This is a genomic window from Adlercreutzia wanghongyangiae, assembly GCF_035989245.1.
GTDB classification, from domain to species: Bacteria; Actinomycetota; Coriobacteriia; order Coriobacteriales; family Eggerthellaceae; genus Adlercreutzia; species Adlercreutzia wanghongyangiae.
Genome location: NZ_JAYMFF010000005.1, coordinates 1 through 23627, shown reverse-complemented (window position 1 = coordinate 23627; position 23627 = coordinate 1). Strand labels below are relative to the sequence as shown.

Here is a 23627-nt window from a genome sequence, read left to right as displayed (position 1 = left end):
CTGGACTGTTCCGTTCGCTGCGGAACTCGCTCGGTTGGAGCGCCCCGCGCCTCCTCTGCGCCCTGCCATAGTTGAGACGAGAACGAAAGGAGCGCGGGTATGCGCATTATCGCGGGAGAGTACCGGGGGCGGCGGCTCGAGGCGCCGCGCGGGCAGGGAACGCGACCCACGACCGATCGGGTGCGGGAGTCGCTCATGAGCGTCATCCACTCGGCGCGGGGCGGCTTTGACGGCGCCGTGGTGCTGGACGCCTTCGCGGGCTCGGGGGCGCTCTCGCTGGAGGCGCTCTCGCGCGGGGCCGTGTCGGCGGTGCTCTGCGAGCGCGATCGCGAGGCGGCATCGGTTATCGAGCGGAACGTGCGCGCGCTCGGTCTAGGTCGCGACGAGGCGCGGCTGGTGCGCGGCGACGTGCTGAGGCGGCCGCCGATGCCCGCTTCCGGCAAACCCTTCGACCTGGTGTTCTTGGACCCGCCCTACGCCCTTGCGGCTGCTGAGGTGTTCGCGCTGCTTGCCCGGCTCAGCGATGCGGGCGCGCTCGCTGTCGACGCCATCGTGAGCTACGAGCATGACGGGGCCGACGACGCGGCCGTGAGGGTGCTCGCCGCTGGGGCCGGCTGGTCCATCGCCTCCCACCGCCGCTTCGGCGACACCGCCATCGACATCCTGGAGCGTTCGGCGTAGCGCGACGGCCTGCGCAGCGGGACGGGCGCGATCGCTGCGTCGATACCGCCTATCCCTGCGATGGGTGGCCTTCTTCTGATGTTCTCAAGGCATCGGTCGGCAGGAACACGAAGCCCTTCGACTGCTTTTCCTGGCACAGAAAACCTTTCTCCACCAGATCGAGCAGATCGGCGCGGGCCGTGGCGTAGGCCACCTTCTGGCTGATCTGGTGCTGGCGAATGGTGTAGGACGATGGGCGGCTGCGGCACAGGTTCTCCAGGACGGTGAGCTGGCGACGGTTGAGCCCTTCGCCTCCCCGCAGCCGCTTCACGGTCTCCTGGGCGCTCTGTTCGCGCTCGGCCACAAGGGCCTCGAGCTTGCGAAGCGACTGGAGGATGGCCCAGGTGGCCACCGTGAGGAGCGGGGAGAAATCTACGAGCTTCTCCTCATCGTCGATGGTGTTCGCGGCCACACTGCCCAGATTGCTGCTGGCAAACTCAGCCTCATGGTTGCCGCGGGTGTTCGTTTCACTCTCCCATTCCAGGACGGTTTCTGTAAAGGGAAGCAGCGACAACAGGGGTAGTCCGGCTTTGATGGAAAAGAGGTTGAAGCACAGCTGCGAGATGATGTAGGCGAGCTTGCGGTGGGGGCAGTACGTGCACACCCCAGTGCGGAAGATGAGAGCCTTGAAGAGCGCATGCTCGAAGGGGTCTCCCGTTTGCCCGTTGGCGTAGTCGCACAGGGCGTTCAGCTGGGTTCGCTCGAAGGGAGTGAGGTGTGCTTCCGATGCGGGAGCATCCGAAGGATTCGAAGGGTCCTCCCGAGATCGGGGGATGGCATCGAAATTGACTCCCTGGCAAATGCGATGTCCGAGGGATTCGATGAGCTCCACCGAGAACGGCGTGTCTCGGTAGGCGCCAAGGGATTCCATCATGGTGAATATGTTGCGCAGAAGCCGCATATCGGGCTTCTTGGAGCCGATTTCGCGCTCAAGGGCGTCGAGGGCTGTTTTCGGACCGAGGGCGAGGCCGTCGCGCTGGGCGCAGTTGATGGTCTCGTTGACTTGGAAGCGCGTGCGGTAGTAGTTTCCCTGAGTGCTCATCAGAAGCTGTGAGAGGGGAGAGGCCTCGCGACACTGATTGTCAACGACGGCGGCGGCATGGGAGAGGAACGCCGTCGGGGCGTACCAGATGCCGTAGCCGTCCACTTCCTCGTAGGGAACCCGGAATGCGCTGAAACGGCGCAGGGCTGCCACCGTCTTCCAGGTTTCGAGGGCGCTCATCCCCGCCGGCAGGGGCATCGAGAGAAAATCGTCCCACAGCAGTCCGTTGCGGGTGGCGCGGCGCATGATTTTGCCGAAATTGACATCGGATACGAGAGAAATAATGGGCGTTGAGTCCACGGGGTCACCTTCCCTCGGCGTAGATTGCTCGCAAATCGAGACCAGATTCGATGACAAGTACCTCAAGATAGTGCACTTGTGTAGGCCTATCAATCGAAAATGATAGCAAATTTCTAGAAAAAATAGTTTTAGAAGGAACAATAGTAAGAATTGGTATCAATATTAACAAAATTGACATGAAAAACTCCCCTCCAGATAATCGTCGGTGCAGGAATGCGTTATCGATATGAAGGAGAGGAGAGCAATGATGGAACAGGAGAGCGTGGTCGCCCCCTTCACCCGAAGGAGCTTTGTCAAGGGCGCCTCGGCCGTTCTGGCGGCGGGGGCCGTCGGCATGGTCTGCGCCTGCAGTCCCCAGACGAGCGAGGAGGCGGAGCAGGAGCTGGCTCAGGCCGGAGCCGAAACCGAGACGTTCATAGGGGTGTGTCGCGGCGAGTGCGCCGGCGGCTGCCCGCTTAAGGTGCATGTGCGCGACGGCAAGGTGGTGCGCACCTCGCTGCAGCCCCTGCCCGACGAGCGCTACAACCGCCTGTGCCTGCGCGGCTTGCAGCAGCCGGCCCGTATGTACAGTGCCAACCGCCTTCAGTACCCCATGCGTCGCGTGGAGGGTGCCGAGCGCGGTGTGGGCGAGTTCGAGCGCATCAGCTGGGAAGAGGCTATCGACGAGATCGCCACCAAGTGGAAGGGCTACATCGACGAGTTCGGCAACGAATCGCTCTGCCTTCTGCAGGGCGGCGGCCAGAACGGCATCACCAGCAGTGCCATCTGCATCGGCAGCGCAGGCCAGCGTTTCATGAACGTCATGGGCATGACGCTTCTGCCCCTGGACGTCGACCATGCTTACAGCCGCGTGGGCTGGATCACCACCTCCAGCACCGGCGGCTTCAACCTGCCCAACGAACCTGCCGACATGCTGAACGCGAAGACCATCGTGCTGTGGGCGGGCAATCCGTATATTAACTCGCCGCAGATCGTCCATTTCATCAACGAGGCGCAACTCAACGGCACAAAAGTCATTGCCATCGACCCGAACTTCAACACCAACGCCTGCAAGGCCGACGTGTGGCTGCCGGTACGGTCCGCTACTGACGGTGCCCTCGCCTTCGGCTGCATCAACGCGATCCTCGAGAACGGTTGGGAGGACAAGGAGTTCATCCTGGCCCATTCGGAGTTGCCGTGCTATATCAAGGAGGACGGCAAGCTTTTGCGCATGAGCGATCTGGGCGTGGAGCCGACGGTGACGGTGGACGAGGCCACCGGTGCCGAGGTGGTCGACGATCCGCTGGCCGTATGGGATGAAACCTCCGGCCAGGCTGTTGCCTTCGGAACGACGGCAACGCCGCAGCTGTCCGGCATCACCGAGATCAACGGGATCAAGGTTGTCTCCACCTACGACGACATGCTGGAGCGCCTGAAGGACTACACGCCTGAGAAGGCGGCGGCCATCACGGGCCTTTCGGTGGAGCAGATCACCGAGCTCGCCCGCGTCTACGCCCAGGAGGGGCCGGTGTACACCTACACCATGCAGGGCTGCAATCATTACAAGAACGGTCACTACAACTTCGCCGGCATGACGCTGCTCGGCCTTATCACCGGCAATGTGGCCAAGCCTGGTGCCAGTATAGGGCAGGGCGTGAGCTTGCCGGTGGCCTGCAACCTCATGGAAGTCATGATGCCCGGCTTCAATGCGGGCACGCCCATCGCCCCCTCGCCCGGCGAGATCCCGTTCAACCAGGTGGAGGAGATTCTGGACACGGGCATGTACGGCACGACGCCGCTGAACCTGAAGTCCGTCTACATCACCAACGCGAATGTGGTGTCGGGCAGTTGCGGTTACGACAGCATCGACCGTTGGCTCAAGAAGTTCGACTTTGTGGTCGTGGCGGACATGGAGATGACGGACACGGCGAAGTACGCCGACATCCTCCTGCCGGTCAGCCACTGGTTCGAGATCGACGAGTTGTACGGTTCCTACGCCACTCACGGCCACCTTACCTATCAGTCCCAGATCGTCGAGCCGCTCTACGAGTCCATTCCCGACTTCGAGATCTACCGCAAGATCACCAAGGCTTTGGGCGACGAGTACTACCAGTATTTCGATATGGACAACAACGGCTTCATCGAGCTGTGGCTCGATACCGATGCCTTCCGCGAGATGGGCCTTACCTGGGACTTCTTCAAGGAGAACCACATCGGCAACTTCTGGAACACCGAGGGTGACGGCGAGCTGGGCATCCGCGACGACGTCGTCTTCCGCGTGTATCAGGAGGAAGTGCCCCAGCCTGATAACACGGACTGGAACGGGGTGTGCGCGGTTCCCGGTATGACGTGGGACGAGTCGGTTCCCGAGTACACCACCGATCGCTCCATCGTCTTCTGGAAGGAGCCCGGCGAGGCGAATCCGGCCGATCCGTGCCGCGAGAAGTATCCCTACCAGATGATGCACGAGCGCTTGCGCACCCGTCTGCACCAGCAGTTCTGGACGAGCAAGTACAACGAGGATTACGAGCCCGGACCCCTGGTGCGCATTCGTCCCGACGACGCGGCGTCCCACGGCGTGGCCGAGGGCGATCTCGTCGAGGTGTTCAACGATCGCGGCAGCGTGACGCTGCCGGTGACCATCGATCCCGGTCTGAGCGAGGGCATTATCGTCGCGCCCCGCGGCTTCGAGAACTTCGAGTTCATTGCCGGCGAGTGGTCGAGCCTGGCATCCCAGGAGTACAACGCGGTAAACGAGAACCACTGCTTCCAGGATTGCGCGGTGGACTTCAAGAAAGTGGAGGCATAACCATGACACGTTACGGAATGGTCGTTGACCTGAAGGGCTGCTTCGGCTGCCAGGCCTGCGCTGCCGCTTGCAAGATTGCGAACAATCTGCCGATCGGCATGGCCTACAACGTCGTCTACACGAAAACCGACGACGACCCCGAGAATCCGGGCACGGCCGTCATCAAGGGGGCCGCGGTGAACGACACCCCCTACGGGGAGTACCCCGATCTCAAGCTGGGTTGGATGCCCAAAGGCTGCCAGCACTGCGATAACGCGTCGTGTGTGGAGGTATGCCCCACGGGTGCTACCTACCAGCGCGAGGACGGCATTGTCAATGTTGATACCGAGCAATGCATCGGTTGCCAGTCCTGCATCGAGGCCTGCCCCTACGATGTGCGGACCTACATCGAGAGCGAGCCTTCCTACTACATCGACTTCGCAGTGGGCGAGTTGGACGCGCCCGCCCATGCCGTGAACACCGTGGAGAAGTGCACGTTCTGCGCGAACCTCATCGACCGCGGCGAGACGCCGGCCTGTATGGAGTTGTGTCCCGGACGTTGCCGCTTCTGGGGCGATTTGGACGATCCCGAATCCGATGCGAGCCGTGCCCTGGAGGGGCGCGAGTACTACCGGCTCAACGAGGCGGCGGGCACCGAGCCCAAGGTCTATTACTTGAAGTAAGTTACAGCTAGAGGAAGCGGGGAGGGCGACGCCGCCATGAAGCAGGAGTTGAACGAGATCGCACGCTGGTCGACACTGGCCGACTTCTACGAGTTATTCGGTGTGGCCTTCTCCTTTCCCGAGGAGCCGCTGGCACGGGCCGTTTCTACCGGAGCTCTTTTCGGCGACCTGGAGGCTATTGGCGCCGAGCTTGAGTGTCCGGCTGTTCTCGAGGGAGCGAATCGTCCGGAGGCCTTTGCCCGCAAGGAGCCTTCGGAGCTGCTCGTCATCCTGCGCCGCTCCTATTCGCAGCTCTATCTGGAGCCGGGTCGGCTGCGCCGAGTGTATCCCTATGAAAGCGCGTTCGCCTTCGCCGAATCCCACGAGAGCGGCATGCCGACGCTTGTGGTAACCCGGGCAGCCTTGAGCGTCGAGCACTTTATGCGACGGGCCAGGGCGCTGCCCGAGGATCGTCACAGCCGCCCCGTGGACTCCATCGAGTGCGAGTTCGGTCTCATGGGCACCATATGGGAGAACGCCCTCGTCTCCGCGTCGCAGGGCGAGGAGGCCATGGCGCGCGAATGGGAGCAGCTCGCCGGCGAGTTCAAGGGGGCCCATCTCGATATGTGGGTGAACCGCTTCATGGAGCGGACGGTGCAGGAGGCACCGGAGAGCTTTCAGGGTCTCATGGCCCGCGCATATCTGGAGATCGACCGAAAGGGAAATCTATGACCTTCCTCCTGGTACTGCTTGCGACCTGCTTGGTTGTTTGGGCCACGGCCCGCCTCGTGGGCAAATGCCCCGCTGTGCTTTATGTGGTAAGTCTCGGGGTGGCGGCGGCCTCTTGGTTGGCTCTCCTGGGGGACATGCCCGCTGGTGTGGGCCGCGCCCTCATCATGCTCGTTCGTCACTGCTATCTACCGCTGTCGATTTTCTATGCGGTCATGCTCATAGGCGCCTTGGGCGAGGACTCGGCGCTGCGACGGCGCCTGCAGCCGGTGCGCGGCGCATGGTCCATCGCGGGGTGCCTGATGGTCGTCGGGCATTTGGCGTTGTACCTCGCCATGTACCTGCCCCGTCTTACGTCCATCGCGAGCTTGCGCGTCAACGTTGTCGCCATGGTGGCTCTCGGCCTCGTCCTCACGGTTTTCACGGTGGTTTTGGGAATCACGTCCGTGAAGGCTGTCAAAAAGCGCATGACGGCGGCGCGCTGGAAGAGCGTTCAGCGCTTGTCCTATGGGTTTTGGGGCGCCACCTATGTGCACCTGCTCATGGTGCTTCTTCCCTCGGCCGCGGCCGGCTCGGTCGCGGCCGAGGTCAACTTGAGCTGCTACACCGCTGTGTTCGCCTTGTACCTCGTTCTGCGCGTGCGCCGCGCAATCATCGACCGGACGCCGGCGCCCTCGGCTGTTTTCGACACCACAGGGGAGGAGTTTGATTCGGTCGCAGCCTAATTCCGTCGCCGTTCTCTTTGGCGACACCGCCATCGACATCCTGGAGCGTTCGGCGTAGCACGACGACCTGCACAGCGGGACGGGTTACCGGGTAAGGTGTCCCGCTGCGCTTCCAGCGCCGAGAAGGTTGGGCGCTTCTCTTTCGCAGGGTCTTGAAAAAGAAAGCTTATTACAATAACCTTTCTTTTCTACCGGGGAAAAGAAAGGTTGCGCGTATGGGAGTCTACCTCGATCGCTTTTGGCAGCCCGATGGCGGGGGTATGAACAAGGCTGAGCGAATGGGCGGTGCCTACCACCCCTATCTTCCCGACACGCTCGCCGATTACGAGCTCTTGCTCGAGCCTTCCTGTGCGAGGGCGGTTGCCGATGCCCAAGAGGCACTGGGGAAGCTCGAGTCATCTGGTTCCCGCATCGATACCGAGCCGCTCGCACGTATGATGCTGCGCGCGGAGGCCGTCTCCTCGTCGCGCATCGAGGGACTGGAAATGCCCGCTGGCAGGCTTTTGGAATACGAGGAGCTCGATCGCCTTGGCGTCGGGCACCGTCTCGACGGCACAGAGGCCCAGATACTCGGCAATCTCCATACGCTCGTTGACGGCCTTGGGCGCGCGAACGCCGGCGAACCGCTTACGGTCGAAGAGATATGCGAACTCAACCGCATTCTGTTGATTGGAACAAAGCTCGAGGGGCGAGGTGGCGCTGTTCGCGCCGAGCAGAACTGGATCGGGGGGAATCGCATCAATCCCGTCGGGGCCGTATATGTGCCTCCCGAGCCTGAAGCTGTGCTCGGTCTTTTGGAGGATCTCGTCGCTTTCGTCAATTGCAGCGAGCTTCCGCCCATTGCCATTGCGGCCATAGCTCATGCCCAGCTGGAAACCATCCATCCTTTTGCAGACGGCAACGGCCGCGCTGGTCGGGCGCTTGTGCATCTCATTCTGAAAAAGGGAGGCACGACGCGCGTCACGGTACCTCCGATATCGCTTTTGCTGGCAACGGACCGCGAGAGGTACATCGCGAATCTTTCTGCCTTCCGTTTCAAGGGGGAAGGCGAGACCGATAGGCGAGCGGCGATGAACGGCTGGGTCGAATACTTCGCCCATATTACCTGCGAGGCGTGTTCGCGCGCCTCGCAGTTCGAGGGCACGCTGCGCGCTGTTAAGGAAGGATGGCGCGAGCGGGTCTCCTTCCGCGAAGGGTCGGCGGGAGCACGGCTGCTCGACATTCTTTTGGGAACGCCGGTCATCAGCATCAAGACCGCCCAGGAGCTCACGGGGAGGAGCTATCCGGCGGCGCGGACCGCTGTGGCCGAGCTTGTTGAAGCTGGGATTCTGAAACAGAACGCAAAAAACCGCAAGAGCGGCATCTTCGTGGCTGGCGATGTGGTGGAGGCCTTCAATGCCTATGAGCCCTCGCTGGCCACGATATCGGGAGATACCGCAGTGGAGAAGCCGAAAAGACCAGTGCCCCAAAGGGCATCAAGGAAGTGTTAGCGCGGTAGCCGTTGCCGCAGACCTCGCAGTGTCTTTGCGCCGTCGCTTCGGCGACATCGCCATCGCCATCCTGGAGCGCGTCGGGCTCTGGGAGTATCCTCATGGAGCGTTTGTGCACGGGATAACCGTTGTATTACATAGCTTCTCCATCATGATAGAATGAAAAAACTCATCATGGATGGATTGCGTGCTGATGCCCGCGGCCGGAAGCGCCGCCGGGCCGCGCGGTGCGATAGTCAGGAAGGAACAGCAATGGACGAAACCGGAGTGTTGGGGCTGCTCGAAGAGCTCTCGATTCTTCTCGAGGACTCGAAGCCCGTCTTCGGCAAGAGCAACCTGCGCCAGGTGGACATCGCCGCCGCGTTCGACATCATGGACGAGATCCGCGACCTGTTCCCGGCCGAGTTCTCCCAGGCCCGCCAGATCGTGCGCGAGCGCCAGAGCCTGCTGGACGACGCCGAGGTTGAGGCCAACCGCATGATCGAGGACGCGCGCAGCCAGGCCATCACCATCGCCAGCGAGCAGGAGATCGTGCGCATCTCCCAGCAGCAGGCCGACACCATCTTGGCCGACGCCCGCGAGCTGGAGCGCCAGACCCGCGCCGGCGCCGAGGACTACGCCGACGAGGTGTTCGGGCACATCGAGCAGAGCCTGGACACGCTGCTGAACAACACGCGCCGCTGCCGCGACCGCCTGAACGCCACGTCCATCAACGTGCGCTAGGCGGCGCGAAACAGAGAAACCGGAGGCGCTCACCTGAAGGGGAGCGCCTTTTTCGTTTGAGGAGGAAGATGCCCTATGGCAACCTGCGATTCTGCGGTCATCATCGTTCCCGAGGAACTGCTTGAAACCGCCGAGACCCGTCACTTCGAGGGAGCGGCCGCTTTGGACGAGCTGGCCGCCGGCGCCGATGCCTACCGGTTCGCCGCGCCGGTGGCGTGGTCGGTGGACGTGACCAACACCGGCGGTGCGCTGCTGGTGATGGGCCGTGCCACGGCCACGGCGGCAACCCAGTGCGCCCGCTGCCTCGACGAGGTGTCCTACGACCTGGAGGGCGACATCGAGGGCTATTTCATCATCGATGGGAACGATGCCGCCGCTCCCGACGATATGGAGGGCGACGAGTTCGACTATCTGCCCGAGAACCGCCGTATCGATCTGGTGCCCTTGATCGAGCAGGCGCTGCTGCTTGAGCTTCCGCTGGTGCCTTTGTGCGACGACGACTGCCAGGGCCTGTGCCCCCATTGCGGCGCGAACCTGAACGAGGGCCCCTGCGGGTGCGGCGGCGACGAACCGGGAGACGACGGTCCGTTCGCGGCGCTGAAGGGCCTCACCTTCGACAACTGAGCGCGAGCAACGACCGGGTAACGAAGGTCGGCGCGGCGGAAACGCTTCGCCGACTTTTTTGCTGTGCGAAGCTGCGCTGCTCTACAGTGGAGAGGATAGACGGCAGGCGAGCAGGGAACGTCGGGCAGGGGGTGTGTCAGGTGGGCGTGATCGACGGACGCCAGGTGCTGTGCCACGGCGCCTTCGCCCTCGCGGTAGGCGCGGTGGGGGCGGCAGCCTCGGTGGTGCTGTGCCTGGTGGTGAACGGCGCGTTCGGTCTGCTGGGGCGCTTCCCCGCGCTGCTGATGGGGCTTCCCCTGTTCGCGTTGGCGAGCCTCGCCCTGTACCGGCGCCACGGTGTTCCGCTGAACACCACGACGCGCTCGGTGGCCCGGCGCATCCGCGAGGACGAGGTCATCTCGCCTTGGCTGGCCCCCGATATCCTGGTCGGCACGGCCCTTTCCATCTTGGGAGGCGCGTCGGTGGGGAAGGAGGCCGGCGCCCTGCACATGGGTGCCTCGCTGGGCCAGTTGGTGGCGCGCCCCTTCCACCTGCGGTCGGTGTACCGGTCGGACGCCGCCTGCGGAAAGGATCGGACGGGCATGAGCGCCTACGCGGCCTCGGCGGGTATGGCGGCGGCCTTCTCGGCTTTGTTCTTCGCCCCCTTGGGGTCGGCCGCCTTCGTGATGGAGCTGACGGGCTACCGCCGCGAGGTGGTGCGCCATCTGCCCACGTTGCTGCTGGGCTGCGCGGTGGCCTGGGCCGGTGCCTCGCTCACGGGCGTGGGGGATGTGATCCCGAAGGTGGCCCTGCCCGCCGTCACGTGGCGCGTGGCGGGCGCCTGCGTGCTGGTGGGCGCGGTAGCCGGTGTGGCCGGCGGCCTGTTCGGGTCTGCCATCGACCACGTGCAGCGGGCCACCGAGCACATTCGGCGGAACTACTGTTTGTGGGCGGTCGCGGGCAGCGCGCTGTTCGTCGCGCTCGTGCTGGGTGCCGGGTGGCAGGCCTTCGAGGGCACCGGGGCGGTGCAGCTGGCCGAGGCGTTGGCCGGTCGGGCCGGGGCGTGGGACTTCGCCGTCAAGGCCCTGCTGACCCTGCTGTGCCTGGGATTCTGGCTGCGCGGCGGCGAGATCATGCCCACGTTCACCGTGGGTGCGTTGCTGGGCGTCAGCTGCACGACGATGACCGGGGGCGATGCGGGCGTGTCGGCCGCCCTGGGGCTGGTGGCTTTCTTCTGCGCCATGAGCCGCTGCCCTTTGGCGGCCTTCCTGATGGGCTGCGAGATATTCGGATGGGAGGGCGCGCCCTTATTCGCCCTGGCGGTGGCGACGGCCTACCTGGTGCGTCGCGGCGAGGGCTACTACGCCCTGGGCGCCACCTCGATGATGCGCGACGCACTGGGGCGCCGTCGGCAACGGCATCGCTCGGCGGGTCGCCCTGCCGCGCAGGGCGAGGGGCGCAACGCGGCGTCCGAGGCTGCGGGGAGCCGTCGGTCGGCGCGGCTGGTGGACGACGCGACGCGCCTCGTGCGCACGAAGGCGGCCGAAGTGGAGGAAGAATTGGAAACCCATGGGGATGATGCGGTGAAGTAAGGGTACAATGACGCCATCTGGCATCGCCGACAAGGAGGCTTCATGGAACAATTCTTAGAGCGCACGTTCAAGTTGAGGGAGCACGGCACCACGGCCAAGACGGAGGTCATGGCCGGCACCATTACCTTCCTGTCCATGGTGTACATCCTCGCCGTGAACCCGTCTATTCTGTCGGCCTCGGGCATGGAGCCCGGTGCGGTGTTCACCGCTACGGCCATCGCCGCGGCCTTCGGCACCCTGTTCATGGCCTTCTACGCGAACTATCCCATTGCCCTGGCCAGCGGCATGGGCCTGAACGCCTACTTCGCCTACTCGGTGTGCGTGCCCATGGCCGAGCAGGGCATCCAGGACCCGTGGACCATCGCGCTCACGGCCGTGCTGGTGGAGGGCGTCATCTTCATCCTGCTCACCCTGTGCAAGTTCCGCGAGGCGCTGGTAAACGACGTGCCCCAGAACCTGAAGACGGGCATTGCCGTGGGCATCGGCCTGTTCATCGCGCTGGTGGGCCTGGAGAACGCCGGCGTGGTGGTGGGCAACCCCTCCACCTTGATCGATCTGGGCTCGTTCGCCACGCCCCAGGTGGCGCTGTCGGTGATCGGGCTTATCGGCGTGGCCATTATGTACCACTACAAGGTTCCCGGCTACATTCTGTGGGGCATCCTGGGCACGTGGATTCTGGGTATCGGCGCCGAGCTGCTCGGGTGGTACCAGGTGGATGCGGCCGCCGGCGCCGCGTCGCTCATTCCCACCTTCGCCGAGGGCATCAACCTGCAGGCGCCCTATCTGTTCGCCTTCAACTTCGACTTCGCCCTGAGCCACTTGGTGGATTTCGCGGTGATCGTGTTCGCCTTCCTGTTCGTCGACCTGTTCGACACCGCCGGCACGCTGATCGGCGTGGCCAGCAAGGGCGGCCTGCTCGACAAGCAGGGGCGTCTGCCCCGGGCCAAGGAGGCCCTGATGGCCGACGCCGTGGGCACCGTGGTGGGCGCCTGCGTGGGCACTTCCACCACCACGAGCTACGTGGAGAGCAGCGCGGGCGTGGCCGCGGGCGGCCGCACGGGTCTGACGGCGCTGGTCACCGGCCTGCTGTTCATCGTGGCGCTGGTGTTCTCGCCCATCTTCCTGGCTATTCCCAGCTTCGCCACCATGCCGGCTCTCGTGTGGGTGGGCCTTCTGATGATGTCGTCGGTGACGAAGATGGACTTCTCGGTGGATGCCGCCGGCGCCGTGGGCGGCTTTCTGGCCATCATCATGATGCCGTTCACCTACTCCATCGCCAACGGCATCATGTTCGGCATCCTGGCCTTCGTCATCGTGCGCATCGCCCAGGGCCGCGCCAAGGACGTGCATTGGGTGATGTGGGTGGCCGCCGCCCTGTTCCTGCTGCGCATTGTAACTCTGGTGGTATAGCGGAATTTGGATTTGCCGTGGCCGCTGGCGGATTCGGGGGAATTGCCCCTTGCGAGGGTCGGCGGCCTTTGGTAGCATATCAGATCGTGCGTTTACACAAGAAATTGTTGCTCGACATCCCCGTCGGCCAACTCTAGAAGGAGTAACGAGATGGCAGTACCTAAGCGCAAGATGGGCCGTGCCCGCACCCATGCCCGTCGCAGCACCAACGACAAGATCCCCATGCCCGCCCGTTCCGTGTGCCCGCAGTGCGGCGAAGTGAAGCTTCCCCACCGCGTGTGCGGTAACTGCGGCTACTATCGCGACCGCGAGGTCATCGAGACGGAGTAGTCCTGTGCTGTTGACGGTCACGGAAGGTTCAGGTTGCCTTCCGTGATGTCGGCAAAGCCTCCTCGCATGCCAAGCTGGTACAGCCTGGTTTGCCAGGGGGCTTTTTGGCTATATGATGCCGCGCCTCCGATCGTGCCCACGCTGCGCGCGGGTAGGGTCGGGGACGCACCGTCCGTTTTCTCAAGGAGTATGTTTCGTGGTTGAACCAGTAACTATCGCCGTCGATGTCATGGGGGGCGATCTCGGGCCCGACGTGGTGCTCGACGGTGCCCTTCAGGCGCTTCGGGCCGATTCCGCGCTCCATCTGGCGCTGGTGGGGCCGGCCGACGTGGTGGAGCCCTTCGCGGCCGCCCACGACCGCACGCGCGCCGTCGCGGCCACCGAGGTGATCGCCATGGGCGAGCATCCGGCCGCCGCCGTGCGCGCCAAGAAGGACTCGTCTATTGTGGTGGGCTGCCGCTTGGTGAAGGAAGGCCAGGCCCAGGGCTTCTTCTCTGCCGGCTCCACCGGTGCCTGCCTGGCCGCGGCCACCCTGGTGGTGGGTCGCGTGAAGGGTGTGAAGCGCCCGGCCCTGGGTCAGGTGCTGCCGGCCTATGCGCGCCCCTGCCTGCTGATCGACGTGGGGGCCAACGCCGATTGCAAGCCCGAGTATCTGGTGCAGTTCGCCCAGATGGGCGTGGTGTACATGGAGTCCATCATGGGTGTTTCCGCGCCGCGGGTGGGCCTTCTGAACATCGGCTCGGAAGACACCAAGGGCGACGAGTTCGCCCAGAAGGCCCATCAGCTGCTGGCGGCCTCGGTGCCCCAGTTCGCGGGCAATTGCGAGGGCGGCAACCTCATGGCCGGCGACTTCGACGTGGTGGTGTGCGACGGCTTCACCGGCAACGTGTGCCTGAAGACCATCGAGGGCACCGCCAAGACCCTGTTCAAGTATGTGAAGGACGCGCTTATGGCCTCGCTGCCCTCGAAGCTGGGGGCGCTGCTGGTGAAGGGCGACCTGTCGCGTCTGAAGGGGAAGCTCTCGCCGGAAACCTACGGCGGCACGCCGCTTCTGGGCGTGAAGGGCGCCGTGATCGTGGGTCACGGGTCGTCGAATGCCACAGCCGTGGCCAACGGCATCGCGGTGGCGGCCACCACCGTGCGCGCGAACGTGGCCGGCGTCATCGCCGACACGGTGGCCCGCGCCGGTTCCGCAACGCCCGGCGGGGAAGGGGAGGCCGCGGCCTCGGATGCCCGATGAACATGACCCCCGAGCAGGAATCGAAGCTGGCCCGCGCCCAGGAGATTCTGGGCTACACCTTCAAGGACGTCCAGTACCTGCTGTCCGCCATCACCCATCCCTCGGCCACCGAAGGGCGCGCGGTGAAGTTCTCCTACGAGCGTCTGGAGTTTCTGGGCGACTCCATTCTGGGGGCGCTGGTGGCCAACGAGGCCTTCCACCGCTTCCCCGATTTGGACGAGGGCGGCCTCACGCGCATCAAGGTAGCCCTGGTGTCGGGCGCCAGCTTGTCGGAGGTGGCCGACAAGCTGGGTTTCGCCGATGTGATCGTGTTCGGCTCGTCGGAGACAGGCACCGGCCGGCGCGGCCTGCACTCGGCGCTCGAGAACGTGTACGAGGCCGTGGTGGCCGCGCTGTATTTGGACGGCGGCGTGGACGTGGCCGGCGCCTTCGTGGACCGCACCCTCATTCCGAAGATGTCGCTGGATCTGGCCCGCGAGCCCGAGAATCCCAAGAGCGCCCTGCAGGAGAAGCTGCAGGAGGGCGGCATCACCCCCACCTACAAGCTGGTGGAAACCCAGGGGCCGCCCCACGACCGCACCTTCGTGGCCCAGGTGTACGCCGGCGACAAGGGTCTTGCCCAGGGCGTGGGCCGCACGAAGAAGGAGGCCGAGAGCCAGGCGGCGAAGTCCACCCTGGCGCGCCTGTCGGAGTTCTTCGGCATCGGGCTTTCCGACGAGCAGGTGGCCGAGAAGGCCGCCGAGAAGGCGGCGCGTGCCGAGGAAAAGGCCGCTACCAAGGCGGCCCGGGCCGAGGAGCGCGCCCGCAAGAAGAGCGAGCGCGATGCCGCCAAGAGGAAGCAGGACTAGGCGCCCATGTACCTGAAATCTCTTGTCCTGAAGGGCTTCAAATCCTTCGCCGACCGCAGCGTGATGTCCATGGAACCGGGCATCACGGCCATCGTGGGACCCAACGGGTCGGGTAAATCGAACATCTCCGATGCGGTGCTGTGGGTGCTGGGCGAGCGCAATGCCAAGAACCTGCGCGGCCAGGCCATGGAGGACGTCATTTTCGCCGGTTCGTCGGCCCGCAAGGCCACGGGCCTGGCCGAGGTGGACCTGGTGCTGGACAACTCCGACGGCACGCTGCCGGTGGATTTCAACGAGGTGGCCATCACCCGCCGCATGTACCGTAACGGCGAGAGCGAGTACCTCATCAACGGTACCGTGGCCCGGCGCATGGACGTGCTGGATATTCTGCACGACTCGGGCCTGGGCACCGGCACCCACTCCATCATCTCCCAGGGCTCGCTCGACTCCATTCTGCAGAGCAAGCCGGAGGACCGCCGCGCGCTCATTGAGGAGGCCGCCGGCGTGCTGAAGCACAAGCAGCGCAAGGCAAAAAGCGAGCGCAAGCTGGCGAACATGGACGCGCACCTGCTGCGCGCCCGCGATGTGGTGGGCGAGGTGGCGCGCCAGCTGGGGCCCTTGGAACGCAAGGCGAAAAAGGCCCGCACCTACCAGGAGCTGGCGGTGCAGCAGGCCGATATGAGCCTGCGCATTGCCGTGGACGATCTGAGGCACCTGCAGGGCGAGTGGGACGCCTCCCAGCAACGCGAGGCCGAGCTGGCCGCGCAGCTGGAGGGGCGCCGCGGTGCCATTGCTGCGGCCGAGGCCGAGGTGGAGGCGCTGCAGGAGCGCATCCGCCAGGAGACGGTGGACGCCGGCGACCTGTCGCGGCGCCACCGGGCGGCCGCGGCGGCGGTGGAGCGCTTCGACTCCACGTCCATGATGCTGCGCGAACGGCGCCGCGGGGCTCTGGCCCGCGCGGGCGAGCTGGAGCTTTCCCTGGAGGCCAATCGTGTGAAGGCCGCCGAGGCCGCAGCCGAGCTGGAGCGGGCCAGCACCCTGTTCCAAGAGGCCGCCGGCGAGCGTGCCGAGGCCGAGAAGAAGGTGTCCGACCTGGATTGCGTCTACCGCGATCTGGGCGCGAAGCGCGGTACCCTGGAGCGCGAGCTTTCCGCCTTGGGGAAGGACGTGGAGAAAATGCAGGGCTCCATTGAGGTGGCGCGGCGCAAGCACGCCGAGAACACCGAGGCGCTCACCCACGGGCTGGCCCACGTGCAGGTGATCGAGAGCCACGCCGCCGAGCTGTCGCTGGAGTTGTCCCGTGCCCAGGCCGAGGCCGAGGAGGCTGCCGGTGCGGCCACCGAGGCCGAGGGCGCCCTCGCGGCCTTGGCCGCCGACGAGTCGGCGGCCCGCCAGGCCGTGGGCTGCGCGCTGCAGTCGCGCGATGCGGCCCAGGCCGCGCTCGACGAGGCCCGCGACACCCACCGCGCCTTGACCGTGGAGATATCCACGCTGGAAGAAGTGGAGCGCACGAGCGCCGCCGCCAACGGCGAGGCCCGGGCGTGGCTGGTGGAGCATGCCGACGAGCTGTCCGGTATCGGCGAGCCCCTGTCCCACGTCATCCAGGCCAAGACCGGCTTCGAGGCGCTGGTTGAAACGCTGCTGGGCGCCGATGTGGCCACGCTTCTGGTGGAAGACGCCGCCGTGGTGGAGGCCGTGGCAGCCCAGCTGGCCCAGGCCGGCGCCGAGGGCGAGGTGGCCTTCCTGCTGCGCGACGACACCGCCGAGCGCGGCGGCGCCCGCGCGCGCTCGTGGCAGGCGCCCGCCGGGGTTCAGGGCGAGCCGCTGCTGGGCCAGCTGTCCTTCGCGCCGGCCGATGCCGCCGCAGTGGAGGCTCTGCTGGGGGATGTGGTGGTGTGCCCCACGCTGGACGATGCCCTGGCCGCCCACGGCGCCGATACGCGCGCCCTGCGCTTCGTGACGCCCGACGGGTCGGTGGTGTGGTCGTCGGGCAAGGTGTCGGTGGGAGGCTCTGTGGTGGACGAGGGCACGGGCGCTTTGGCGCGCCACCGCCGCCTGGAGGCTCTGCGCGGCCAGCTGGATGCTGCCGTGCGGGCCGTAAAGAAGGCCGAGGAGGCCCACCGCCTGGCGGAGGAGGCCCTGCGTCACGCCCAGGCCACCAGCTTGGAGCTGTCCCAGTCGCTGGCGGCGTGCAAGGGGCGGGCCGAGGCGGCCCGTGCCGCTGCCGATGCTGCCGCCGAGAAGCTCACGTCGTGCCGTCGCGAGCTGGAGGGCGTGGAGCGTCAGCGCGCCGAGGCCGAAGCCGTCATCTCCCAGGCACGGCCCAACGTGGAATCCTTCGAGGCCCAGATTGCCGAGCTGGACGAGAAGATCGCCCAGGCTAAGCAGCGGCAGGAGGCCGTTCAGCAAGATCTGGCCCCGCTGCGCCGCGAGGCGCACCGCACCTCCGACGCCCTGGCCGAGGCGAAGCTGGCGGCCGCCACCCTGGTGGAGCGCGTCACCTATGCCGAGCGCGTGCGCGACGCCCGCGCCCGCGACCTTGAATCGCTGGCCGCCGCCGAGACCGAGAGCGTCGCCTCGCTGCGTGCGAAGACGGTGTCGGCCGCGCGCCTGGAGCCCCTGCTGGCCATCTTCGACGAGCTGGTGGCCTCGGCGAGCGCCTGGACGCGCACTCTGGAGGAGCGGGCCACGGCCGCCCAGGATGCCTCCACGGGCCTGCACGCCTCGGTGACCGAGGCCCGTCAGAAGGCGAGCGTGGCCCATGCCGCCTTCGATGGGGTGAGCGAGCGCTTGAGCGAGGCTCGCGTGCAGAAGGGACGCCTGGAGCTGCAGGTGGAGGCCGCCGTGGCCCATATCGCCCAGGATTGCAAGACGCCGCTGGAAACGGCCCTGGCCCTGCCCCCGCTGGAGAACCGCGCCGAGGTGGAAGACGAGCTGTTCCGCATCAACCGCCGCATCGCGAACCTCGGCACCATCAATCCCGATGCCGCCGAGGAGTACGACGAGCTGAAGGTGCGCTACGACTATCTGGCCGGCCAGCTGGAGGATCTGGATTCCGCCCGCAAGGCCCTCGCGAAGATCAACCGGGTCATCGACGCCCGCATGAAGGACGATTTCATCCGCACCTACGAGACGGTGGACGCGAACTTCCAGGAGATATTCGCCACGCTGTTCCCGGGCGGCAAGGCGAACCTGTCGCTGGTGGACCCCGACGACTTGGAGAACACCGGCGTGGAGGTGAACGCCCAGCCCAAAGGCAAGCGCATCGCGAAGATGATGCTTCTGTCGGGTGGCGAGAAGTCGCTGACGGCGCTGGCGTTGCTGTTCGCTGTGTACCGCACCCGTTCCACCCCGTTCTACATCCTGGACGAGGTGGAGGCGGCCCTCGACGACACGAATCTGCGCCGTCTGGCCGCCTATATCAACAGCCTGCGCGAGGAAACGCAGCTGATCATGATCACCCACCAGCGCCGCACCATGGAGATGGCCGACGTGCTGTTCGGCGTGTCCATGCAGGGCGACGGCGTCACCAAGGTGATCAGCCAGAAGCTGGACCAGGCCCTGAAGCTGGCGGAATAGGCTTCGTGCCGCGGAAGCGGCCCCTGATTTTGCGAAGGCGGCCCGGGGTGTCTCGGGCCGCTATGCGTTGGGGCCGTGCAAGCCGGCGCCCGCCCGGCCTGTTGGGGCGCGTATGGCCCTTTTGGGAATGCGGCGATGTCCGCGGTGTCCTGGATTGCCCCACGGCGGCGGTTGGGTAAGGACTCCCGGCTTCGGTCGACGAGGGGGTCGGTTTTTGCACGAGATCGCGAGTTATGAGCGTCTCGTCATCTACTCCGGCTCGATCCGCGAGAAATGCTCGGCGCTTGCGATGCTCTGAACAGGCGTTTCTTTTAAGGTCCCGCAATCGGCAGTCTGCGCGCCGCGGCTCAGACGCTCATAACTCGCGATCTCGTGCAGAATCACGCCCCTTGGTTGACCGACGGGGCCGTGGTCGCAATCATGGGTGCCCCTTTCTGCATAGTTGGTGAGGGGAGTATGCCCCTTTTTCCCGAAGACCGCCCCGAGAGTATAATGGCCGCGTCTGACAGATGAAGGGGGGGTCATCATGAAAGTCAGCGACCATAACAGCAGGTTGCGCCTCGAGGTGGAGCACTGTCCCATGCGCCCAGGCTGTCCACTCGCATTTATGTGCGGGGTGGCATTGAACGACGGGAAGCCTCTTCTTCCCGTTATCTCTGATGTCGGCTACGGCGAGATGATATGGACCGATTTGAACACCCGTCATCGGGTGTGCGTTGTCCGGAGCGGGCTGCTCCTGAGCCGGGTGTACGCCAGTCGCGATGGGGAGATTCCCCATTCGATTTTCGGGATGGGCTTTGTCGGGGGCATTCCTGATATATACATTCCCTATGTGGCCTCCGATTTCTATTTCTTCTCGGGTCTTGTTGCTGGGCAGTTGTGCTCCTTTGACGGTGGATTCGCCAAAGAGCGCATCGACGCCCTCGGCACGCCGCAGGCGCAGTTGCTTATTGCTCGGATCGGGCTTAACCACACGACGTCGATTTACAGTCAGACGCTGACCTTCGCTCACCGTCGGGTGCGCGATAAAGTGGTGTCGGTGCTGCTGCGAGTGGAAGGGGAGCTGTCTCGGCAGCCGGGCTTCGGCGGAGAGTTGCCCATTGCTCACGACGACGTTGCATTTCTAGCGTGCATTGAACGCGCCACAGCAAGTAGAGAGCTGAAGAGGCTTGCTCAGGAAGGGCTTATCGATCTGGGATATCGCCGCATTCGCGTGCTGCCGACACTGCGGCAGACCTTCGGCGACATGATTGAGGCCAATCTGCCCTTTTATGATAACGATTTGAGTGTACTCCAATGATGAATGTCCCAAACATTGTGATCGTTGACACATTCATTTACTGATTCTTTGTCAGTTTGCTTACATTTTTCCTTTCTCGACCATGGGATACTGCACGCGTCGAGGGTGCGCTTCCAGCGCCTTTCGGCAACTCGTTGCGGGGTTCCCGCATGGGGCGGGGGCCCGAAGAGAGAAGGGGGTATACCATGAGCAATGGCGACAAGGGCATTACTCGTCGCGGGTTCGTGGCCGGTGCCGGCGCAGTAGCTGCAGGCTTGGGCCTGGCAGGCTGCGCGGCCGAAACGAAGGGAGGGGACACCAATCTGGCGAATACGTCGCCCGAGAAGGTGGCCTATGATCCTAACGAGGGGGAGTGGATCCCCACTACGTGCAACATGTGCTTCAACAACTGTTCCATCAAGGCTCACGTTATCGACGGTGTTGTGGTTGAGTTGACGGGTAATCCGGACAGCTCTATCGGTCGCGGCCACATCTGCGGCAAGGGTGCTGCGGGCATTATGATGCTCTACGATCCCAACCGTATTACCAAGCCCATGAAGCGTACTAATCCCAAGAAGGGTTTCGATGAGGACCCGGGCTGGGAGGAGATTTCCTGGGATGAGGCCTACGATTTGGTGGATACCCATATGAAGGAGGCCATCGAGCGCAGCGGTCCGCATGCAGTGACCGGCATGTCCATGGTGGCCAGCCAGATTGGTTCGCTCGTGCGTCATACCGCGCTCGGCGTCATCTACGGCAATGCCGAGGGCAGCTGCTCCGACATCTGCGGCGCTGGCGTTCACCAGCTGGAATATCTGTTGACTGGTACGGGTAACGCGCGTCCCGACTACAAGTACTGCAACTACGTCATTCAGTTCGGTACCAATGCTGGTACGGCCACGCGTCATGGCTTCAATATGACGGCGGAGCCTTTTGCCGCCCGTCGCGCAGAAGGTTTGCGCCACGTGGTGTTCGACCCGCATATGGGCGCCGCCGGCGAGAAGGCTGATCTGTGGGTGCCCATTCGCCCCGGCACCGATGCCGCAGCAGCCCTTGCCATCGCGAATGTGCTGGTGGAAGAGGGTCTGATCGACGTCGAGTTCTTGAAGACGCGCACGAACGCTCCCTCGCTGGTGGATGTGTCCACGGGCCGCATTATTTTCGACGAGACGGCGGGCAAGTCGCTGTACATGGATGCTGATGGAACTCCGAAGACGTACGATGTGTGCGCCGATCCCCAGCTGGAGGGATCCTTCGAGGTGAACGGCAAGCAGTGCAAGACCGGATTCACTCTGTACAAGGAGCATATTGCGAAATACACGCCCGAGTACCAGGAGGAGATCACCACGGTGCCGGCGGATACTATTCGCCAGATTGCCCGAGAGCTGGGCAAGGCCGCTTGCATCGGTGAGACCATCGACATCGATGGCGTTACGCTTCCCTATCGTCCTGCTGCAGTCGACGGTTTCTCCGGCATCACGCGCCACAAGCATGCATTCCATGCTTGCTGGGCCGTGTTTACGCTGAATAACCTCATCGGCTCCACCAACTCCGTGGGCGGCTTCTGCGGCTTCGACCCAGCCTGCAACGGCTGGACCGACGACAACCCGAACATGTCCTGGCGCCCCGCCGTATGGGAGCCCGAGGGCCTCATCGACAACCACCAGCTGCTTTTGGCCTTCCCGAACTCCTACTACAAGAAGGTCTACGAGGGCGACTACACTCCCACCACCATGGGCATGATGGAGCTGCAGCCCCTCGGCGAGGACAACCACTTCGAGCATGTGGCCCAGGCCTATCCGGAGATGTACCACACCCAGGCGGCGGAGGTGGCCTTCTGCTACGCCTGCAATCCCATCAAATGGTGGGGCAACTACGACGAACAGGCCGAGATCTTCAAGGGCTACAGCTATGTTATCGGCATCGATATGTTCTTGAACGAGTCGTCCTACTTCTATGATGTCATCCTGCCCGAATGCTGCTATCTGGAGCGCACCGAGCCGTTGCCCCATGCGGCAAACAACCATCGCGTCATCGGCGGCATGGACAACCCGTGGACGGTGCCGGTGTGGCAGAAGGTCGTGGAGCCACGCGACGGAGCGCCCTCCAGCTGGGAGCTGTTCAGCGAAATGGCGAATCGTGCGGGCAAGAACGCCGAGTTCATCGCGACGTTGAACATGATGTTCCGCGTAAAGGAAGAGTATTCGGTACCTATGGACCAGAAGCTGGACGTGGAGGCCTTTGCCGACTCGGTTCTGAAGTCAAACATCGACGAGGAGCACGACTTCGCCTGGCTGAAGGAGCATGGCGCCTACGATCATCCGCGCGATGTGGACGAGGTGTACCTGTGGGCCAACGGCGATGCCGGTCGCGTACCCATGTACTTCGACTTCATGCTGGAGGCGAAGGAGCGCGTGGAGGCGAAGGTGGCCGAGCTGGGCATCCCGTGGGAAACCGATGACTACCAGGCGCTGCCCGATTGGAAGCCCGGCTGCGGCTATGAGGTGACCGATCCTGAGTACGATATTCTGCCGGTTTACCATACCGACGCCATCAACACCGACTCGTGGCTGATGGAGAATCCCTATGTCAACGAGATCAACGAGGAGAACCCCTACGGTTATACCATCGAGATGAATGCGGCCACTGCGGCTGCTAAGGGGTTGGCGACCGGGGACAAGGTGCGCCTGTCCGTGCCCGAAGGCACTTCGGTCGAGGGCATTCTCGCTACATCCGAGGGCGTTCACAGCGAGTGCGTGTCGGTAATCGGCGGCCATTGGGGCTCGAAGTCGAAGTACATGCCGCTGGCCCAGGACAAGGGCGTGCCCATCGTGCATCTCGTGCCCGGTCAGACGCCGGATCGTCTGGATCACATTTGCGCGGCCTTCGACCAGAACATCCGCGTCAAAGTCGAGAAGATCGCTTAGGAGGGGATGAGCCATGACCTACGGAATGCTCATTGACTTGAAGAAGTGCGTGGGCTGCCACGCCTGCTCGGTGGCCTGCAAGGAGGCCCACGGCACCCGCCCCGGCGTGCGCCGGAGCCGTGTGGAGCGCGAGTTCGAGGGAAGCTACCCCAACGTGCGCAAGACCGCCGTGCCCATGCTGTGCATGCACTGCGAGACGGCCCCCTGCGTGGAGATCTGCCCCCAGGACGCCGGCTACAAGCGCGAGGACGGCATCGTCGCCATCGACAAGGAGAAGTGCATCGGCTGCGGCAGCTGCCAGACCGTGTGCCCCTACGACGCGCGGCACCTGGCGCCCTCGGAGGACGGCTACTTCGGCCCCGAGCTGAACGAGTACGAGGCCGTGATGTACGAGGCCATGCCGCCCATGACCATGGACAAGTGCACCTTCTGCGCCGAGCGCGTGGACGCCGGCGGCGCTCAGCAGGCCTGTGTGGCCGCCTGCCCGGCCGGCGCGCGCGTCTTCGGCGACCTGGACGAGCTGAGGGCCCAGGCCGAGGCGGCCGGCGGCTACCAGCTGAAGGCCGAGGAGGGCACCAACCCCTCGGTGTGGTACCTGCCGTTCAAGGTGAACGAGTAGGCGCCCGAGCCCGCCGACCAAGCCATCCCTCCCTTGCGGCGG

General features: G+C 64.5%; 19 protein-coding genes. 17 read left to right on the top strand and 2 right to left on the bottom strand.

Annotated features, from left to right (window positions below):
• The first annotated feature begins 99 nt into the window (after positions 1 to 99).
• Positions 100 to 681, top strand: coding sequence for a 16S rRNA (guanine(966)-N(2))-methyltransferase RsmD (gene rsmD / locus VIN30_RS03605; protein ID WP_338209346.1), 582 nt, complete (start codon positions 100 to 102; stop codon positions 679 to 681).
• A gap of 49 nt (positions 682 to 730) precedes the next feature.
• Here the strand turns inward: rsmD and VIN30_RS03600 are convergent, their stop codons facing one another.
• Positions 731 to 2062 (bottom strand): Fic family protein, encoded by a 1332-nt coding sequence (locus VIN30_RS03600; RefSeq protein WP_338209344.1) that lies wholly within the window; start codon positions 2060 to 2062, stop codon positions 731 to 733.
• Positions 2063 to 2309: 247 nt separating this feature from the next.
• Between VIN30_RS03600 and VIN30_RS03595 the strand changes: the two genes are divergently transcribed.
• From VIN30_RS03595 to smc, 13 genes are all read left to right on the top strand, one after another.
• Positions 2310 to 4850 carry a molybdopterin-containing oxidoreductase family protein gene (locus VIN30_RS03595; protein WP_338209342.1) on the top strand — a complete coding sequence of 847 codons (2541 nt, stop codon included), beginning with the start codon at positions 2310 to 2312 and terminating at the stop codon, positions 4848 to 4850.
• Positions 4851 to 4852: 2 nt separating this feature from the next.
• Complete coding sequence (locus VIN30_RS03590; RefSeq protein ID WP_338209340.1) at positions 4853 to 5512, top strand: 4Fe-4S dicluster domain-containing protein; 660 nt, start codon at positions 4853 to 4855, stop codon at positions 5510 to 5512.
• Positions 5513 to 5548: 36 nt separating this feature from the next.
• Positions 5549 to 6223, top strand: a complete 675-nt coding sequence (locus VIN30_RS03585) for a molecular chaperone TorD family protein (protein WP_338209338.1) — start codon at positions 5549 to 5551, stop codon at positions 6221 to 6223.
• On the top strand, positions 6220 to 6945 hold the full coding sequence (locus VIN30_RS03580; RefSeq protein WP_338209336.1) for a hypothetical protein: 726 nt from the start codon (positions 6220 to 6222) through the stop codon (positions 6943 to 6945). Before VIN30_RS03585 ends, VIN30_RS03580 begins: the two co-directional genes overlap by 4 nt.
• Before the next feature lie 215 nt (positions 6946 to 7160).
• Positions 7161 to 8435 (top strand): Fic family protein, encoded by a 1275-nt coding sequence (locus tag VIN30_RS03575; RefSeq protein WP_338209334.1) that lies wholly within the window; start codon positions 7161 to 7163, stop codon positions 8433 to 8435.
• Between the two features lie 252 nt (positions 8436 to 8687).
• Positions 8688 to 9158, top strand: a complete 471-nt coding sequence (locus VIN30_RS03570; RefSeq protein WP_028027148.1) for an ATP synthase subunit B family protein — start codon at positions 8688 to 8690, stop codon at positions 9156 to 9158.
• A 75-nt stretch (positions 9159 to 9233) separates the two neighbouring features.
• Positions 9234 to 9782 carry a YceD family protein gene (locus tag VIN30_RS03565; RefSeq protein WP_338209330.1) on the top strand — a complete coding sequence of 183 codons (549 nt, stop codon included), beginning with the start codon at positions 9234 to 9236 and terminating at the stop codon, positions 9780 to 9782.
• 140 nt (positions 9783 to 9922) lie between these two features.
• On the top strand, positions 9923 to 11353 hold the full coding sequence (locus VIN30_RS03560) for a chloride channel protein (protein WP_338209328.1): 1431 nt from the start codon (positions 9923 to 9925) through the stop codon (positions 11351 to 11353).
• A 42-nt stretch (positions 11354 to 11395) separates the two neighbouring features.
• The gene (locus tag VIN30_RS03555; protein WP_338209326.1) at positions 11396 to 12763 is read left to right on the top strand and encodes an NCS2 family permease; all 1368 of its coding nucleotides are present in this window, start codon (positions 11396 to 11398) and stop codon (positions 12761 to 12763) included.
• Between the two features lie 150 nt (positions 12764 to 12913).
• A complete protein-coding gene (rpmF, locus tag VIN30_RS03550; RefSeq protein WP_296010228.1) occupies positions 12914 to 13093 on the top strand; it encodes a 50S ribosomal protein L32 in 180 nt (59 codons plus the stop codon).
• 196 nt (positions 13094 to 13289) lie between these two features.
• Positions 13290 to 14333, top strand: coding sequence for a phosphate acyltransferase PlsX (gene plsX, locus VIN30_RS03545; RefSeq protein ID WP_326423774.1), 1044 nt, complete (start codon positions 13290 to 13292; stop codon positions 14331 to 14333).
• The gene (gene rnc, locus VIN30_RS03540) at positions 14330 to 15181 is read left to right on the top strand and encodes a ribonuclease III (RefSeq protein WP_326423773.1); all 852 of its coding nucleotides are present in this window, start codon (positions 14330 to 14332) and stop codon (positions 15179 to 15181) included. Before plsX ends, rnc begins: the two co-directional genes overlap by 4 nt.
• 6 nt (positions 15182 to 15187) lie before the next feature.
• Positions 15188 to 18760, top strand: coding sequence for a chromosome segregation protein SMC (smc, locus tag VIN30_RS03535; RefSeq protein ID WP_338209321.1), 3573 nt, complete (start codon positions 15188 to 15190; stop codon positions 18758 to 18760).
• A 249-nt stretch (positions 18761 to 19009) separates the two neighbouring features.
• Here the strand turns inward: smc and VIN30_RS03530 are convergent, their stop codons facing one another.
• A complete protein-coding gene (locus tag VIN30_RS03530; protein ID WP_326423771.1) occupies positions 19010 to 19144 on the bottom strand; it encodes a hypothetical protein in 135 nt (44 codons plus the stop codon).
• Between the two features lie 142 nt (positions 19145 to 19286).
• On the opposite strand from VIN30_RS03530, the gene VIN30_RS03525 reads away from it, so the two are divergent.
• The 3 genes from VIN30_RS03525 to VIN30_RS03515 all read left to right on the top strand — a co-directional run bounded on the left by VIN30_RS03525 (position 19287) and on the right by VIN30_RS03515 (position 23585).
• The gene (locus tag VIN30_RS03525; protein WP_338209318.1) at positions 19287 to 20060 is read left to right on the top strand and encodes a Crp/Fnr family transcriptional regulator; all 774 of its coding nucleotides are present in this window, start codon (positions 19287 to 19289) and stop codon (positions 20058 to 20060) included.
• 185 nt (positions 20061 to 20245) lie between these two features.
• Positions 20246 to 22966 carry a molybdopterin-dependent oxidoreductase gene (locus tag VIN30_RS03520; RefSeq protein ID WP_338209316.1) on the top strand — a complete coding sequence of 907 codons (2721 nt, stop codon included), beginning with the start codon at positions 20246 to 20248 and terminating at the stop codon, positions 22964 to 22966.
• A gap of 13 nt (positions 22967 to 22979) precedes the next feature.
• Positions 22980 to 23585, top strand: coding sequence for a 4Fe-4S dicluster domain-containing protein (locus VIN30_RS03515; RefSeq protein WP_338209314.1), 606 nt, complete (start codon positions 22980 to 22982; stop codon positions 23583 to 23585).
• Positions 23586 to 23627: the final 42 nt, after the last annotated feature.

What these genes read in the sequence shown, in the direction of transcription:
- rsmD (WP_338209346.1), top strand. Translation starts at nt 100, where the DNA reads ATGCGCATTATCGCGGGAGAGTACCGGGGGCGGCGGCTCGAGGCGCCG.
- VIN30_RS03595 (WP_338209342.1), top strand. Translation starts at nt 2,310, where the DNA reads ATGGAACAGGAGAGCGTGGTCGCCCCCTTCACCCGAAGGAGCTTTGTC.
- VIN30_RS03590 (WP_338209340.1), top strand. Translation starts at nt 4,853, where the DNA reads ATGACACGTTACGGAATGGTCGTTGACCTGAAGGGCTGCTTCGGCTGC.
- VIN30_RS03585 (WP_338209338.1), top strand. Translation starts at nt 5,549, where the DNA reads ATGAAGCAGGAGTTGAACGAGATCGCACGCTGGTCGACACTGGCCGAC.
- VIN30_RS03580 (WP_338209336.1), top strand. Translation starts at nt 6,220, where the DNA reads ATGACCTTCCTCCTGGTACTGCTTGCGACCTGCTTGGTTGTTTGGGCC.
- VIN30_RS03575 (WP_338209334.1), top strand. Translation starts at nt 7,161, where the DNA reads ATGGGAGTCTACCTCGATCGCTTTTGGCAGCCCGATGGCGGGGGTATG.
- VIN30_RS03570 (WP_028027148.1), top strand. Translation starts at nt 8,688, where the DNA reads ATGGACGAAACCGGAGTGTTGGGGCTGCTCGAAGAGCTCTCGATTCTT.
- VIN30_RS03565 (WP_338209330.1), top strand. Translation starts at nt 9,234, where the DNA reads ATGGCAACCTGCGATTCTGCGGTCATCATCGTTCCCGAGGAACTGCTT.
- VIN30_RS03555 (WP_338209326.1), top strand. Translation starts at nt 11,396, where the DNA reads ATGGAACAATTCTTAGAGCGCACGTTCAAGTTGAGGGAGCACGGCACC.
- rpmF (WP_296010228.1), top strand. Translation starts at nt 12,914, where the DNA reads ATGGCAGTACCTAAGCGCAAGATGGGCCGTGCCCGCACCCATGCCCGT.
- rnc (WP_326423773.1), top strand. Translation starts at nt 14,330, where the DNA reads ATGAACATGACCCCCGAGCAGGAATCGAAGCTGGCCCGCGCCCAGGAG.
- smc (WP_338209321.1), top strand. Translation starts at nt 15,188, where the DNA reads ATGTACCTGAAATCTCTTGTCCTGAAGGGCTTCAAATCCTTCGCCGAC.
- VIN30_RS03525 (WP_338209318.1), top strand. Translation starts at nt 19,287, where the DNA reads ATGAAAGTCAGCGACCATAACAGCAGGTTGCGCCTCGAGGTGGAGCAC.
- VIN30_RS03520 (WP_338209316.1), top strand. Translation starts at nt 20,246, where the DNA reads ATGAGCAATGGCGACAAGGGCATTACTCGTCGCGGGTTCGTGGCCGGT.
- VIN30_RS03515 (WP_338209314.1), top strand. Translation starts at nt 22,980, where the DNA reads ATGACCTACGGAATGCTCATTGACTTGAAGAAGTGCGTGGGCTGCCAC.